Consider the following 15,921-nt stretch of genomic DNA (forward strand, 5'->3'; position numbering starts at 1 on the left):
TTCAATGGTTGAAGTGGTATTTTCTAAAATGAAAATAACCATATTCCTACTATAATCTAGTGGTTCATTCTTTAACAAGCTGCTTCGACCGGTTTAGCTTTCCGCCAATTCATCCGCTAGTTCATAAATCGCGTCGCGCAAACTGTTTCGATATTTAATTTTAGACAACGACTGCACTACTGCATCATGAGCAAGTGTCTTATAGTCAGAACTTGCTTGAGCAATAATGTCACGGATTTGACCGGTATCATCCAGGTCTTGCAAACCATAGCGATGGCGGCTAAACAACTCACGCATTTGAGTGCTGGTGATAGTATCTGTAATTCCCCACTTCACTCGGAAGTCAAGGAACATTCGATCAAGGCTGATATTGTTCGCCTGCTGGATGATATGTTCACTGTCACTTAGCTTCACTGGATACTTGAAGTCAGAACCTGCGGGCGGGAAATGGCCTTTGACAATTGCGGTAGCCGCATTCACAATCTTGGTCGCATAGTTTCGATCATCCAATCCATTCGCAAATTGGTTGATTTTCTCCTGCGTCTCTTTAGCCTCCTCCTTCTTGCCTTCGTGAACCTGGTTCAATAGTTGTTCTACGAGTTCAGTAAGATAATCATAGTCTACTTTAACATCCTTTACGTGCGTCATCCGCAGTTCGATTTGGTATAGAGGGATTTTCTTCTCCTTGGCAATATGTGACTTAAGTTCATTGGTTAAGACGGTTGTCAACATGACTTCTTGTTCTGCAGTCATCCCTAGCTTCTCTACTAACTCATCCGGATTATCATAATTAAATCCGATCTTCTCGCCATCAACTTCTTCGGGATCGTATTGCTTTAATTTGGCCATTCCCCGGTTATATTCACGAAGCAAATCTAGCATCTCGTCCTTCTTTTTATCAGATGGGGGCAATTGTTGAAATTCAGTCGTCAAGCTGCTTAATTTCTCAACAACTTGTTTCACCTCATTAAACACATCTTCAAATGGTTTGGCAATGATCCCGTCTTCTTGATTAGACTCGCGTTGTTCATCAACAGACAAGATAGCCGAGTTTTTATTCGCATAAACAGCAAGCGCTTTATTCATCAACTTCTCGTTTTGCGCTGGCCATCGGTAATTAACCACACGTCCCCATGGTTTCTCTTGCATATCTGCAATCCGGTTCGTTCGGGAATATGCTTGAATTAAACCCGCACCCTTCAAGGTTCGATCTACATAAAGCGTGTTCAGTTCAGGCGCATCAAATCCCGTTAATAATTGGTCCACCACGATCACCAAATCAAGGAATTTCTTATCTGTGGCCGATTTATTTAAGCGTGAAGTCACGTTTTGCGTGTAGCCCGAAACATCATCCATTCCAAAAGCTGTGCCAAATTCAGCATTATAGGCTTTGATGGCATCGGATAAACCTTGATTTGTAGCAAGCATGCTATCGTTATTGGAGGAATTTTGACTGAACGTAACGGCAACTTTTAAAGTCTGTCCACCGTTCTTCTTATTTTCTTCATTGACATGTTGAAACTCATAGAAATACATCATCGCCATTGGCGTGCTTGCTTTGCCGCCGCCCACGTGAGTTGTAAACAAAGCATTGTACTTGCCTTCATTAGAACGGTTACGCCAGTTTTTGAAGATATCCTCCACAACCAGTTTGATGTGATCCGGATTTTCATCATAGAAGCTGGGTTCCACCGCATCATCCATATCTTCCTGAGAGAGATGGTTGATTTTGTTTTGAATCTGTTCTTCAGTCCATTTTGGATAACGTTCACGGTAAAACTCAGGAAGATATTTTTCTTTCATCTGCTTCTCATCAATCGTTGTCTCAAAATCAACCTTAAAGCCTAATACATTCCGGTCAGCGATCGCTTCACGAATGGTATAGGCATGTAATAGTGGGCCGAATATTTTTTCTGTACGAAGACCCGAAGTTGTTTCATCAAACATCGGTGTTCCGGTATAACCAACCCAAGCTGATTTCTTAAAGGCTTTCTGGATATTCTCAAATGAGTCGCCACCTGTTGAACGGTGAGCTTCATCCACGATAAACACGATATTCTTGTCCGGAGCTTGAAAAGATTTACGTTTCACCAATGTATCCAGTTTTTGAACGGAAGTCACAATGATACTGTTGTCTTTACTTTTAAGCTTGCGGCTCAAATCAGTTGTGTTATTTGTGTTTTGAACGCTGCCAAGTGTGTCTTCTGTCGCATCCGGGTCGTAAGCTTTATAATTTTCATTGGTTTGCTTAGTTAAGGCAATTCGATCCACGACAAAAACAACCTTATCCACTTTAGGCATACGGCTTGCAAGCCAGGCCGTTTTGAAACTTGTAATGGTTTTACCCGATCCGGTTGTGTGCCAGATATAACCAATTTTATTCATACCGAATTCAAAATCAGCACGCTTCAAGCTCTCGATCACGTTTTGTGTCGCATATACTTGATAAGGACGCATCACTTTCAACATTTGTTTATTCTTTGTTCCGTCCAAAATCATGTAGTTGGTAGCCATTTGATGCGCCATTGGAATGGAAAGCATGGAATCCGCAAATTCCTTCCAGCTACGTACAATAGAATTGTCACTCTTACGTTGCCAGTTAAACGCGAAATCCTTATTAAATTTATCTGGCGTGGTATTTGCCATATACTTCACATTGTTTGGCGTGATAGCCACCAGAATTTGCAAGGTCGAAAAAATATCACGGTACTGATTCTCATCAGCATATTGCTTCATTTGATTGAGAGCTTCATTGACATCACGCGTGTTACACTTTTCTTCAATTTGAATAATTGGCAGACCGTTAATCAGAAGAGTTGTGTCAAAACGGCGATTTTCTTTCCCTGTGATCACTGCTGGTCGCTTAATTTGATTGACCACTTGATAAACGGTATCTCCGGCTCCTATTTGCTTTTGATCAAAAACAGTAAGGAATACATGACGTCCGTCGCTCAAATCTATCTCGATTTGCGACACCCCATTTAAACCATACAAGAACTGCCCCGCTTCGTAAGGTGTCTGAATGCCGGAGATTATTTTCTTAACTTGATTAAATTCCACAACACTTAAAGGATGTTCTAGCGTGTTCTGATTGTGTTGTTCCAGGATAGCTTTGAAGTTATCCCAGAGTTGTTCTGTAGTTTTAATATGGGGTTCATATTTCCAATGTTTTGTTTTTACTATGTAATCCACATTTGATTCATTGACAACAAAATTGCTTATCCCTTCGAGATGTTCTGATTTTATAATTGCGCCACTTGTAAGGTATTGAATTAATTCGGTTTCAAATTGATTCTCGGTCATTTACGGCTTGCCTCCCTAAGCTTTTCCAATGCTATAGTAGTTTCTGAATTTGCCGATCTATTTCTTAATGCCTCCAACCGTAATTGGTTAAAATACAGCTCACCGATCAACCGCTGCTTGTCTATCGTTGGCAAATTCGGCAACTCAAGTTCTTTTACTTGCTTCAGCGTATATTTTAGAACCTGAGAGCCCTGCAAGCCCAATTGAAACTGCTTCTTGATGGATTGATCTTCATTAAGCAAGAAAACTAGATATTGTGAATCAACCTGATTACCAGCCACTAACCTGACGTAGTTTTGCGTGTATAGATACCCCTGATGCTTCACACCAACGATAGTAGATTTTCCCGATATCAAACTGAAAACAACGTCCCCTTGACATAGCGTATTGACCTTATCAAAGGTCCGCACTTGTTTACCCTCACTACCACTAGAATCAATACCAACCAAATCCCCTTCCAGATCGGGTTGTCCATAATAGGTGTAGAGTGGCGCTGTATTCTCAGGTGCTTCTTTTATTCTAAACTGCGGCGAACCACTCACAAACTCAACCATGTCCTCTAATCTTCTCATATGGATTCGTGCCTTTCTAAAATTAATATTTTTTTCGATACTCATATCTTATAAGATCGTTTTAAAAAAAGCAAGAAGTAAATTTATTAATTTCAAGAAATTACTTTTCTATTATTCGAAGTGATAGTAAACTCTATATAGAAAAAGTTGCCTACTCTGTTAAAGAGCAAACAACTTTTCCCTCGCTGTTTAGATACCTTTATCATCTGCTTGATTATATTATACTATTTATCGCCTATCATCTTTGTAGAAATGTGTATTCTACTCCGTTCTATTTTTAATAAGATATAGTATCTCTCTTTAATGAATTAACGGATCATTCTACAAAAATTCAATTACATAGAAGCCTCTTAAATTCTTGGCCGCTTCCACAGAGAAGAGGCTGAATACTTCCTGGATAATCTCCCGTAGCTTCTCCCCTGTCTATTTTCCGTGTACCCCTTGCCCATCTATAATCCTTCACAGGTAAAAATTATTCACTTCATAATGTCTTACGCCGCAGTTCATAAAAATACTGCACAACCGGATGCTTCAACTTCATCTTCTCGGACATGCTTACAATCCGCTTTTTCCCAACCCTTCTATCCACCAAAGCCAGAATATTCAACACAATATCATTGCTCTTCATACTTTCCACTATAGGAGTAGTTAAAAACTTACTGCCACAACGATAAAATTCGATTTACTTAATGCAGCCTGTGCTGACGAAAGCTCTTTTGCATGTTCTGTACTTTTTCTACTTCTAGCCATTACTACTAGACGATCCTCCGGTACCGGTCCCTTGGTAGCTTCTGACCGCTTCAATGTCGTCACTAGTGATAGGAATTTGGATATCTGGATCATTCTTAATTTCCAGCTCCGTTTGATACCAACTAATAGGGTTTGTTTTATCGCTCATGTTGAGCACGTTCTTTTTATCTACCGCGATATAACAAATACCTGATTTATCAGGCAGATAACGGTAACCTGGTGCGCGGTATTCTACCCTTCCATTTAGCGCAGGACAGAGAAAGCTCTCCAGTTGTTGCTTCAATTTGCTCCAGGACATGTAATCCCCCTCCATATAAAAACAGAGGAAAGGCTTGTTGGCCCTGGGTTTGTCCCCCTCTCCATTCAGCCGATCCTCAATCTTTGCAGCTTACTCCCCACGTTCCTCCGCCCCATCCGGCTCCTTGCTTCCAAATTCATCGAGCAGCGCGCGCACTTCACTTGTTGACTTGGTGTTCATTAAGTTATTTCTTAATTCACTTGCCCCGCGAAATCCACGCACATATATTTTAAAGAATCGTTGAAGAGGGCTGAACGAACGTGGTGCCTGTACTGAGTATTGATCATGGAGATCCAGATGCAGCCGCAGCAGATCAAGCAATTCTTCACTACTGTGATCCTTCGGCTCCTTCTCAAAGGCAAATGGATTATGAAAAATACCGCGCCCAATCATAATACCATCCACACCGTACTCTTCAGCGAGCCTCAGGCCAGTCTGACGGTCAGGGATATCCCCGTTAATGGTCAGCAGTGTATCTGGTGCCACCTCATCACGAAGCTTCTTAATCTCCGGAATCAGCTCCCAGTGGGCATCTACTTTGCTCATTTCCTCTCTTGTGCGCAGATGAATGGACAGATTCACAATGTCTTGCTGCAAAATATGGGTTAACCAGCCGCGCCATTCGTCTAAGTCACTGAAACCGAGCCTTGTTTTTACACTGACGGGTAGTCCCCCGGCTTTTGCGGCCTGGATGATCTCCGCTGCGAGTTCGGGACGGCAGATCAGGCCGCTTCCCTTCCCGTTCTCTGCTACATTTGCTACAGGACAACCCATATTGATATCAATGCCTTTGAATCCTTCCTTCGCCATACCGATGCTCATTTGACGAAAGTATTCCGGCTTATCTCCCCAGATATGAGCTACAATGGGCTGTTCATCCTCTGTGAACGTCAAACGCCCGCGTACAGCATGGTTCCCCTCCGGGTGACAATAGCTCTCTGTATTCGCAAACTCCGTAAAAAACACATCCGGTCTGCCCGCTTCACTTACGACATGGCGAAAAACAACATCCGTCACATCTTCCATGGGCGCCAGTATAAAAAAGGGCCGTGGTAAATCACGCCAAAAATTATCTGTCATATCAAAAACCTCTCTATGCATACCAGGACAAATCTTTATCCCGAAGTGGTAAAACAGCATGTTCCAGCAAAGTATATCATAACCCCGGGACAACCACGACTGCTCACACGGCAGCTCATAATCATGTAGCCCTTTTTCTAATCAATGAAGCATTTGAAATCGGGAGAATACTTTGTTGGATAGAATTCAATTATTTCATAGTTAGCAATCTTATTTACGTGAAATGGGTCTTCTGATATAATCTGATTCATTTCAGTTTCATCTGTTGCATTAAATAAGATAATTCCTCCGTTACGAGGATTTTTCCTCCCTGAACAGATGAATTTTCCTAATTTATAATACTTTTCCAAGAATGCAATATGCTCTTCTAAATATTTTTCCACCTCTTCCAAAGGTTTTACATAAGTCAAATTTGCAATATACATTTCGTGTCCTCCTTGTAGTAGGATGCATTCACTTGACTAGTATAAAAAACCTGAAGTCAAAGCAAAGATTTCTCATTGCCCGGTTCAGGTTTCGGTTTAAGTGAGTAACTCTTTTATAGTTGAAATCCAGCGTTTTACTTCTAAGCGCTCTTCGCTTCTAAGGCAAGCAAGACCGTAAACCACTTCTTCAGTATAGCTTAAAGGAACAATCGCGATCTCGCAATCCTCTCCAATCACAAAGTCCGGCAGAACCGAAACGCCAAGATCACTTTTTATCATGGTATGGACTGTATTTATGGTATCACCATAGGTATAAATGGAATCGGGACAATTCTCAATAATTTTCCTGTTCATCCTTTTTAGGGTTGGGGGGGATTGGTGTTCGTCAAATAAAATGATCGATTGATGATTTAATTGTTCAATGTCCAGCTCACTTTCATTCGCGAAAGGATGATTTTTGAGCAGCACACAAACATAGGACCCCTGAAGTACCGGATAAAAACAAAAATCAATGTCCTTTCCCAAATTATCTTCCGAAGTAAATATGATATCAAACTTTTGGTTTAATAAATCTTCTTTCTCTCTAGTCAAATTAGACTTTTTCAACTGAATTTGAATCTGCGGGTATTTTTCCTTAAATCGTCTAATCATGTCCGGCAAAACTTTCTTCTCAAAAACAGTCTCCGTGTATCCGATAACCAAAGTGCTTTCATATTTTTCCGAGAGCCGTTTTGCTTTCTTAATGGATTGGTCTAATCTAAATAGAAGTCCTTCCATATCTTCGTAAAAGCTTTTGCCGGCTAAAGTCAAATTAACAGTCCTTTTGCTGCGAACAAATAAAATGATTCCCAGCTCATTTTCTAAACTTTTTATGTTGTGGCTTACAGCAGGTTGTGTCAAATTTAATTTCTCAGCCGTTGTTGAAAAATTCAGTGTCTCGGCAAGAGAAACAAAGCACTTTAATTGCTGAATATTCATTTGAAACACCCTTTTTATTAATAAATCCTTTTTATAAATCATAACATAGGGTAATTTCACTCTATTGTCAACCTATGCTATTCTTCCCTTGTGAAAGCTATCACTAGGGAAGAAGGAATAAACATGCGTTATATTGTAACAGGCGTAGATGGTCAACTAGCAAGCCGTGTGGCGGAAACGGTTCTCGCAGAAGTAGATGGTCGCAATTTAACCTTCACATGCATGAAGAAAGACAGAATTCCCAAAGATACGGTTCAACGTTGGGAGAATGCGGGAGTCAAAATTTTTGAAATCAATTATGATGACATTCCATCCATGGAACGGGCTTTCAAAGATGGTGATCGTATCTATATTGTCTCCGGCCTTGAAGTAGGCAGAAGAGTCCAACAGCACAAAAATGCGATTGATACAGCAATCAAAGCAGGAATCTCTCACATCACGTATAGTTCATTTATCGGTGCGACAGATCCTAATTACGCTCACGTTTTTGTAACCCCAGACCATACAGCAACTGAAAACTACTTAAAGTCAACAGGTATTACCTACAATGCAATGAGAAACAACTTGTATTTAGAAAACTATCTGACCATGTATACGATGTTGGCACTAATGTCCAACAATAAATGGTTAAGCACTGCCGGCGAAGGCCGGGCTACTTTAGTTCACAAAGATGATTGCGCAAGGGCCGCAGCCGCAGCCCTACTCGGAAAAGGCAAAGATAACAAGGCTTATAATATCGTAGGATCAGAGTCTGTTTCCGTAAGGGATCTGTGCAACCTCATTAAAGAAGTTTCCGGTAGAGACCTGGAGTATACTCCCGTGAATGCGGAGCAATATTACGAACACCTGGAAAAACTGCACATTCCCAGAGAAATTACCGGAGATTTCTCCTGCTCGCCTGTTCCATTCTGCGGCGATGATCTCGTGACAACCGATGCCAGCATTAAAGAAGGGCTTTTAAACGTTCAATCCGATGCTATTGAAGCTTTGACTGGACAAAAGCCAAAAACAGCAAGAGATATTATCGGAAAATATAAATATATTTGGGAGAACAATATCCAAAACTGGCGGGATATGAAATAATAAGGAGAACTCTATATGCAACCAAAAGAAGGTTTAATAGACTTTGTAGGAAGCCATATGATTTATACTTATGAAATTGGTTGGGAATACGAAATCTACATCAAGAATGACCATACCATTGATTATCGTATCCATAGTGGCATGGTTGCGGGCCGCTGGGTGCGTAACCAGGAAGTTGATATTGTAAAACTAACAGAAGGCGTTTATAAAGTATCATGGACCGAGCCAACAGGAACGGACGTTTCCTTGAACTTTATGCCAAATGAAAAACGAATGCACGGTGTTATTTTTTTCCCAAAGTGGGTTCATGAACATCCGGAAATTACGGTTTGTTATCAAAATGATCATCTTGAATTAATGAAAGAAGCGCGCGAAAAATATGAAACTTATCCCAAATATGTTGTTCCTGAATTTGCTGATATCACATTTTTGGAAAACGCCGGTATTGACAATCAAGAACTAATTTCCCAAGCGCCTTATAAAGGGATGACAGACGACATCCGTGCAGGAAAATTGAAATAAGTAAATCTAAAAACGAATTACCGAAATGATTCGGTCAAACTGAAGAAGAACAAAAATCGGCCTCTTCGCATGCAATGCGAACAAGGCCGATTTTTCATATGGTAACCCTACTCCCCAAACCCGCTCCACCACTACAATCTCAGCTCTCTGTACGGAACAGATACTCAATACGTCGCTTTTGGAGCAAACTGACCTTGATTCTTTAGAGCATAGTCAAAAAAACGAAGGATAAGTTCATTTTGAGTTTCAATCGCATAATATTTATCTATATCTGCTTTTCCGCCTTGCAACAGGTTTGCCAGTATAGGCGAGAATAAAGGTAGATCGGTTAAGCTTAAATGTTTTGCGCCTTTAAAATGAACGGTGTATGCACCTTTAAAATTTTCATTCGAAATTCTATTCGCGATATACGGAAGATACGAAGAACTGCTGTCGAGCTGTATCCACACATCATCCGAATAAACGTTAAGAAGCGGGATGGTATAAGCTTCGGATTTTGCAGTTAATTCGTTCGTAGCTTTATCATACACAAGCTCACTATAGAACGGAGCATCTATATTTACTACGGCATCAATGTCATCGCGCTCCCTGCTCAGTGCTACGCTTGCCGAACCCCCCATAGAATGACCGAACACGCCTATTTTCTGTGTATCGATGCGTTCATATACAGAGTCTTTTTTTTGCCCGGCTTGTTCCAGGATCGTATCTATGACAAAATCCATATCATCCGTTCGCAATTTCATCCATTTTTGATTAAGCTCGAAAAACTTACCAAGCGGATAAACCCCTTTTATATTTGCATTGCTGAATTCTTGCAAGTACTTGGGATTAACCGTCACGACCTTTCCATCCTCGGAGACGGTATAAAAAGAATGGTAGGGATGGTCAATCGAAACGACAACATAACCGTGGCTCGCAAGTTCTGTAAAGGTAGAAGTGTTGCTTTCTTTAATACCGAATGCTCCATGGGAGAACACAAGCAAAGGATAGGTTCCGTCTGCCTGTTCAGGATACCAAAATTCCACGTTAACAAACCGATTGTCTCCCTTATCCGTAAATTCTTCGATACGATTCTTGTCCACATAGGTGTAAGTGGCGGTCACCACTGGATACGGACCTGTCACTTGCGGCAGCCTATACTGTGGAAAAAGTAAAACAGGAACAAGGGTAACGACTACGGTCAGTGCTAACAAAAAGAATTTCCATATCGTAGAAAAAGCTTTGTAACGCCGAGTGTGTGTTTGTTTGCGCAGGAGTGCAACCATTTCCTTGAACGCTAATATAAAGAGCAAGCCTGCAAACAGCACCCAAGTGTACTCCCATACGACAACTTTCCCCAAGCTCAGTATTATGAATCCTATAAACATTGCGATCCTCGTCCAACTCTTTATCTTGTGGCGGCTTTGCTTGGTTACAATGGAATAAACGGCAATTGCCAGCTCGAAAACCAACGTAACAACAAGTATTAAAATCTCCATAAGACTTCTCTTCTCCTCCAACTTTTTATGAGTTCATCATAATAAATGGAAGAGCAGGAGTATACGCATACACGATAAGCTGTAGCTGAGAGTCAATAAGTTGTAAAAAACAACGCAAAGATGTGTACTTACGCTTCGAATACAACTTTATTGGGGAGCGGTTTGTGCGGTTTGTGTATATCTTCTAAAGCTCTTTTTTAAATGTTCTTAGTCTTTCATTGATCTTTTGAGCTTCCTTTTTGTCATTCTTATACGTCAGCAGGCGAACGATAGCGTATACTGCGGCAATTTGCACAGCCAATAATAGTATGCCGAAAGTGCCGTATACGAGATTCAATAGGACAGCCAGAGAAATTAATAGGGCTTCCAGAAAAAAGAAATGCAAAATCACTCGGAGGCGCATTTTATTCTCGCTAATCCCATCCGGCATATATAAAATGATTCCGGTCAAAGCACCCAGAAAAGAGAAAGCCATAATTGTAAAAATCGTCTTTAACTCGAAACTTGCATCAGGAACATAGATTTGCCGCAAAATAGCGATGATTATAATGATGGAGGCAAATATAATTAAGAAATCTCTAATCATTTCTTTTATGAGCTCGGAATACTTCATATAGGTTCCCCCTTTTATAATCCAAGCATATGTTTAAGTATTGGCACATACTGCCGTGATATGACTACCTTTTCCCCGTTATCCAATAATGCTTGAAAACGGCCGCTGATCGAAGGATGAATACTGGCAATCTTAGCTATATTTAGAATGGTCGATTTGGAGGCGCGAAAACAATGTTTCTCTTTGCAAAGTTCCTCCAGTTCATAAAGCTTTTGTTTGACTTCATGAACGTTGTTCTTTCCATACGCAAACACTTTTCCGTCAACAGCTTCAAAATAATAAATATCACTAAGTTTGATGCGGCTGATCTTATCCTCATGATAACCAAGTATAATGAACGTTTCGGTTTTAATTTTATTAACGAGCTCATGCGTTTCTTCGTCTACTTGGTGACACCTGATGCGGATCTCCTCTTCTTCTGTATGTTCTATTACTTCGATGGAAATTTTGATAGAAATCACCCTCGGAAATTCGAATTAAAACTTTTTTCGACTTCAAGACCTATACATCCTTCTAAGAGAACCATTTTCTCCAAAATCAGTTTAGCCTATCTTCTTTAATCCCGGAGTTTCCGCCTCCCGACGGACGCACATAGCAAGAAACCGCGCCAGCAATAGCTGTCGCGGTTTCCAACTTTCTTATGCGAATCTTTTACTTATTATACAGTCTGTAGAGGAATACCGCAGCTTCTGCTTTGGTTGTGTTTCCAGTCGGATTGACTTTGTTGCCGCTGCCTTCGATCAACCCTTCCTTAACCATGGCAGCTACGCTGTTCACGGCATAGGAAGCAACTTCGGACTTGTCGGAGAATCTCTCCAGATCCGCAGCCGCACCCTGGGTATTCAACTTCTTCTCAAGCTTCAAGGCTCTTTCGGTCAACACCATCATGTCCTGTCTTGTGATCTTACGAGCGCTGCCGAATTTGTCGTTGTCTATGCCATTGGCAATACCAAGAGCTTTGGCAATTGCAATTTCATTATAGTAGTAAGCATTCTTCTGTACATCACTGAAATTTCCATCTACTTTTGCAGTCAAGCCAAGCGCCCTGACAAGGGAGTAAAGAAAATCTGCCCTTGTGATATCGGTTGACGGATTGAATACATCACCCTCTGTCTTGAGAATATCCTTTGATGCAAGTACTTCGACTGCGTTCTTGGCCCATGCTGCCTTTCCGAGATCTGTGAATGTCTTGGATACGTAAGCTACTGCGTAGTCGCTGAAATGAGTTGTTGTGAAGGTTACCATACCGGTCTTGGGAGCATAACGTCCGCTCGGTACTGTTAGAACATTGCCGCTTCCGTCAATGTACCAGACAACAATCATTTCGGGATTCTTCAATTCATCTGCAGACGGCTTGTAAGGCACGGATACGGTTACAGGTGCAACGGGATTGCTCCAGGCCGTTTCTTTTCCATCCACCTTAAGGCTAAGCTGTATGATCGGTCTATCGCCGAGAGCCGCCTTCACTTCCGCCGGGAGCTTGGACTTGTCGCCTTTTCCAATCTCCAGCGCTACTTCCTTGCTGCTGCTTTCAGTTGTGCCTGTCAACATGTTACCGGATATTACTACCTTACCCAATTCCGTAGAAATTGTGAGCTTGTCATCCTTTGTTCCGCTTGACAGTGCTGCAGCAGGCAAGCCTACCGAGTATGAATTCACTCCTTGCGCCACAGGAATGTCTAGGGTAACATTTTTCTCCATAAATTCCTTTGCTTTTGCCAGATCCAGTGTCGGAACAAATGCGGTACCATTCTTCACAGTTGTCTGCATGGTTACTGTCTGGTCCTGAACAACTGGTGCTGCAGATGCAGGGGTTGAAGATGCTGCAGGTACAGGCGTTGAAGGTGCCGCAGGTGTAGGTGTTGCAGATGGTGTTCCGGAGCTTGGAGTAGGCGAAGCCTCTGTCCTGCCATTAGTTACTTTTATGGTGTACGTTTTTACCGTACCGTCCGCAGCTGTCACCTCTACCTTTATATCTGCTTTTGTACCAGGTGTCAGCGTTATGGCTCCGGAAGCTATACCGCTGGCAATAACTGTGCCGTTCACTTTAATGGATGACCTGCTGTCTGCCGCTGTTGTTGTCACTGTAATGCTGCTGGCATCCTGCAGGGATACATCGTACTCTGTGGTGGCTGCGTTGAAAGCCGGCTGGAGTGTTCCCGCACTCAGTGTCAAGCCGCTGAGGTCCGCACTCACACTACCGGGTGTATAGACTCCAAGATCGCCAAGGTCAACGGCAGCATTCTGGATTTTCCCGTATTCACCTGCAAAGAAACCATCCAGATACGAATGTCCAAGAATGAATCTGTCCGGATTCATGGCGCCATAGTAGCCGGCATTAGCATTGCTCTGACTGTCAAACAGGACATAACTTCCCTGCCATCCTGAACCTGCTACGCCCCAGCTGATGATGTGATCTATATACGGGGCGAACTTGGTAAATGTTTTGTACAGCAGCGCGTACTCATAACCAAGGGCATCCGACTGTCTGACATTGAGCACTGCGGGAGCGGTCGCGCCGCCTCCGGGGGCATCGGTCGGCACCTTAAGGTCAAGCTCTGAATAGGTAATACCAGATAGCAGGCCCCGGTCAACGAGAGAGGCATAGAGAGCCATCGCATATTGGTTATCGCTTGCAAGGGTCTTACCAACCGCGTCATGTCCCTGGATACCGATGTCTTCGATAAGGGGTCTTCCATCATATAGCGGATCGGAGCGCCATGCGGTATTTAATTCGAGAACCATGTTGTATACTGTTCTCGCTTTGCTGCGGGTCGCAAGTCCGTAATCGTTGTAGGTCAGCTTCGGAGGATTGTCAACGATGTAAGCGTCAATGCTGCCGTCGTTGTCGTGTCCGTCGAGCTTCATGTACTCCGGAAGGTTAGCGTAATTGGCCTTGTAAGCTGCTGCCATCTTAGCGTTGGGGGCCGCGATGTGCGCGTTTTTGAAGAGCAGGTAAATGTAATGCTCGGTGATATCGCCGCCAATTTGATCATCCGACATTGCAGCAAGCCAGTTGGTGTGTTTAAGGCTCGTTCTCCAGCTGTCCGCATTTGTGGGGATGACTTCGCTGTGACGGCTTTCGTGAACCTCTTCGTTGAGTACATCCCATGAATTGAAGGGAATTACTCCACGGGATACGCTTGAGCCGTACTTCGTATCTGTGGTCAGGAAGTGCCGCATCACATACATGGTGTGGTTAAACTGCACTCTTCTCGCCATTTCTTTGTCTACCTTAACCGTAGTTGTAACGCCGTTGCCAAGTCCGTAGAAATTAGTAGAGCCATTATACCCGGAGGACAGGTTCGCGGGAATAATCTGTGTCATCCATCCAGGGGCCTGGTTGTACCATGCCAAAACATGGCCGTGAGACTTGTACTGTCCGGGAGTTCCGGAATCCCTGATCGCCTGATATGAGTTGGTCGGGAAACTGTATTCAGCTAAGCCAGGGGTAGTGGTTGCGCCGTTCAGGGCCGCGCCGGTAACATCTTTCAGCCATTCGGGGCCACGGGGATGCGTTCCATCGGCCTTTAGATTGTTGCCGTCGACAAAGATTTCATAGTGATTGGCTCTGGTTCCGGTTACTGCTCCAGTTCCGATCGAGCCGACCATGAACAGGCCATTCTCCTTATTGTAAACACTCTTTAGAGGCGCTACGGCACTCTGGTTTTCCTTGTTGACTACTTCGGGAAGCGCAATGCCGTTAGGATCAGGTGCGGTAATTTGGATGTTGGCGACAAGCAGCATACCGGTTTCTGCAGGACGGGCATTCTCGCCATGAAGCTCAAGAATAAAGTTCGAGGAATTGCCCGTTGAGGCGGTAATGCTGTGATGAGCCTTCAACCAGGATTCACCGTTGTAGCTGCCAACCCAGTCGGGATTAAGGTTGTTGTACTGATAATCCCTGAGGTAGGCATCGAGGTTAGTGTTAGTATTTCTGATTCTCCACCTCATATATTTGCCCTGCGCGCTCTTGGGATAGAAGACATCGAATTCAATAGTTGAACCCTCTGTGACATTTACGGCAGGGGACAACGGGGATTCAATACTTATGCCGCCGAACGTGCCTTTTCCGCTATGGGCGTAATTAATCTGGAGCACTTCAGCTTTGTCTTGGGAATCTGCAAAAGGATACGGAATCATTTTGAATGTGCCACCGGCAAAGTCGGCGGGAACACGATTGTCAAGCGGAGTTCTTGCAGTCCAGTTATTAGTGGGCGAAGTAACTTTTACAGGAACTTTACCAGGACCCGGATCAAGACGGAAATAGGGATCAGAACCGTCTGATTTGATATTTTTAGTGAAATTCACTATTGCTTCTTTAAGAATGGCTATAGCTTCGCCCGTGGGAGTGTTCACATTGCGCGCGAACTCAAGAGCATTATTAAGAGCTTGGAGTTCGTCGACGTGTACCCAGGGAAGAGCCCGGTTCACATCGGATCCATAGACGGATCCATAGACAGACTGACTGACTTGGAGCGGGAATTCCTGATTGCCGGTTTTTAAAGCTTCGGCTTGAGCAATGAGGTCGTTCAGTTCAACTGGCAGTTCATCTCTGGCCGCAGCAGCCGGGACGGGAGCATACGTGAATACGGAGAACAACATGATGATGACGAGGAGGCGGGAGATGTTGATTACACATTTTCTACTGTTCATCTTAGTTTGACTCCTTTTCTTAAGGAAGCCTCTAAAGTCTCGTTTTAGAGTCACCCCAATTAATATGTTGTTTCGGTTGAAGATCTGAAAACGCATTCATAAAAACAAACGGGTAGAAGGCCTCGATTATCTACAGCCCTAACATTTGAATACAGTCCAGCTT

At 43.0% G+C, this 15,921-nt stretch carries 11 protein-coding genes and 1 pseudogene; 2 read left to right on the forward strand and 10 right to left on the reverse strand.

Annotation, left to right across the window (positions count from 1 at the left end; all coding sequences use genetic code 11):
• Nucleotides 1-93: 93 nt before the first annotated feature.
• The 6 genes and pseudogenes from AC0LWN_RS25380 to AC0LWN_RS25405 all read right to left on the reverse strand — a co-directional run bounded on the left by AC0LWN_RS25380 (nucleotide 94) and on the right by AC0LWN_RS25405 (nucleotide 7,406).
• Entirely contained in the window at nucleotides 94-3,303 is a 3,210-nt protein-coding gene (locus tag AC0LWN_RS25380) for a type I restriction endonuclease subunit R (RefSeq protein WP_474670305.1), read from the reverse strand.
• On the reverse strand, nucleotides 3,300-3,920 hold the full coding sequence (locus tag AC0LWN_RS25385; RefSeq protein ID WP_474670307.1) for a restriction endonuclease subunit S domain-containing protein: 621 nt from the start codon (nucleotides 3,918-3,920) through the stop codon (nucleotides 3,300-3,302). Before AC0LWN_RS25385 ends, AC0LWN_RS25380 begins: the two co-directional genes overlap by 4 nt.
• 436 nt (nucleotides 3,921-4,356) lie before the next feature.
• Nucleotides 4,357-4,938: pseudogene (locus AC0LWN_RS25390) on the reverse strand (SF0329 family protein).
• Between the two features lie 75 nt (nucleotides 4,939-5,013).
• A complete protein-coding gene (locus tag AC0LWN_RS25395) occupies nucleotides 5,014-6,003 on the reverse strand; it encodes a tRNA dihydrouridine synthase (RefSeq protein WP_474670309.1) in 990 nt (329 codons plus the stop codon).
• Nucleotides 6,004-6,140: 137 nt separating this feature from the next.
• A complete protein-coding gene (locus AC0LWN_RS25400) occupies nucleotides 6,141-6,428 on the reverse strand; it encodes a YciI family protein (protein WP_474670311.1) in 288 nt (95 codons plus the stop codon).
• Between the two features lie 96 nt (nucleotides 6,429-6,524).
• Complete coding sequence (locus AC0LWN_RS25405) at nucleotides 6,525-7,406, reverse strand: LysR family transcriptional regulator (RefSeq protein ID WP_474670313.1); 882 nt, start codon at nucleotides 7,404-7,406, stop codon at nucleotides 6,525-6,527.
• Nucleotides 7,407-7,529: 123 nt separating this feature from the next.
• Between AC0LWN_RS25405 and AC0LWN_RS25410 the strand changes: the two genes are divergently transcribed.
• Together AC0LWN_RS25410 and padC are read left to right on the forward strand one after the other, a co-directional pair.
• Entirely contained in the window at nucleotides 7,530-8,489 is a 960-nt protein-coding gene (locus AC0LWN_RS25410; protein WP_474670315.1) for an NmrA family NAD(P)-binding protein, read from the forward strand.
• 15 nt (nucleotides 8,490-8,504) lie between these two features.
• Nucleotides 8,505-9,011: a phenolic acid decarboxylase gene (gene padC / locus AC0LWN_RS25415; protein ID WP_474670317.1), complete on the forward strand. Its 507-nt coding sequence runs from the start codon at nucleotides 8,505-8,507 to the stop codon at nucleotides 9,009-9,011.
• Nucleotides 9,012-9,175: 164 nt separating this feature from the next.
• On the opposite strand, the gene AC0LWN_RS25420 is transcribed toward padC, so the two are convergent.
• The 4 genes from AC0LWN_RS25420 to AC0LWN_RS25435 all read right to left on the reverse strand — a co-directional run bounded on the left by AC0LWN_RS25420 (nucleotide 9,176) and on the right by AC0LWN_RS25435 (nucleotide 15,758).
• A complete protein-coding gene (locus AC0LWN_RS25420) occupies nucleotides 9,176-10,489 on the reverse strand; it encodes an alpha/beta hydrolase family protein (protein WP_474670319.1) in 1,314 nt (437 codons plus the stop codon).
• A gap of 184 nt (nucleotides 10,490-10,673) precedes the next feature.
• Nucleotides 10,674-11,102, reverse strand: coding sequence for a DUF3021 family protein (locus AC0LWN_RS25425; protein WP_474670321.1), 429 nt, complete (start codon nucleotides 11,100-11,102; stop codon nucleotides 10,674-10,676).
• Between the two features lie 14 nt (nucleotides 11,103-11,116).
• A complete protein-coding gene (locus AC0LWN_RS25430; protein ID WP_474670323.1) occupies nucleotides 11,117-11,563 on the reverse strand; it encodes a LytTR family DNA-binding domain-containing protein in 447 nt (148 codons plus the stop codon).
• 190 nt (nucleotides 11,564-11,753) lie between these two features.
• The gene (locus AC0LWN_RS25435; RefSeq protein ID WP_474670325.1) at nucleotides 11,754-15,758 is read right to left on the reverse strand and encodes an S-layer homology domain-containing protein; all 4,005 of its coding nucleotides are present in this window, start codon (nucleotides 15,756-15,758) and stop codon (nucleotides 11,754-11,756) included.
• Nucleotides 15,759-15,921 lie beyond the last annotated feature (163 nt).

It is taken from the genome of Paenibacillus sp. sgz302115, from assembly GCF_056120445.1.

What these genes read in the sequence shown, in the direction of transcription:
- AC0LWN_RS25380 (WP_474670305.1), bottom strand. Translation starts at nt 3,303, where the DNA reads ATGACCGAGAATCAATTTGAAACCGAATTAATTCAATACCTTACAAGT.
- AC0LWN_RS25385 (WP_474670307.1), bottom strand. Translation starts at nt 3,920, where the DNA reads ATGAGTATCGAAAAAAATATTAATTTTAGAAAGGCACGAATCCATATG.
- AC0LWN_RS25395 (WP_474670309.1), bottom strand. Translation starts at nt 6,003, where the DNA reads ATGACAGATAATTTTTGGCGTGATTTACCACGGCCCTTTTTTATACTG.
- AC0LWN_RS25400 (WP_474670311.1), bottom strand. Translation starts at nt 6,428, where the DNA reads ATGTATATTGCAAATTTGACTTATGTAAAACCTTTGGAAGAGGTGGAA.
- AC0LWN_RS25405 (WP_474670313.1), bottom strand. Translation starts at nt 7,406, where the DNA reads ATGAATATTCAGCAATTAAAGTGCTTTGTTTCTCTTGCCGAGACACTG.
- AC0LWN_RS25410 (WP_474670315.1), top strand. Translation starts at nt 7,530, where the DNA reads ATGCGTTATATTGTAACAGGCGTAGATGGTCAACTAGCAAGCCGTGTG.
- padC (WP_474670317.1), top strand. Translation starts at nt 8,505, where the DNA reads ATGCAACCAAAAGAAGGTTTAATAGACTTTGTAGGAAGCCATATGATT.
- AC0LWN_RS25420 (WP_474670319.1), bottom strand. Translation starts at nt 10,489, where the DNA reads ATGGAGATTTTAATACTTGTTGTTACGTTGGTTTTCGAGCTGGCAATT.
- AC0LWN_RS25425 (WP_474670321.1), bottom strand. Translation starts at nt 11,102, where the DNA reads ATGAAGTATTCCGAGCTCATAAAAGAAATGATTAGAGATTTCTTAATT.
- AC0LWN_RS25435 (WP_474670325.1), bottom strand. Translation starts at nt 15,758, where the DNA reads ATGAACAGTAGAAAATGTGTAATCAACATCTCCCGCCTCCTCGTCATC.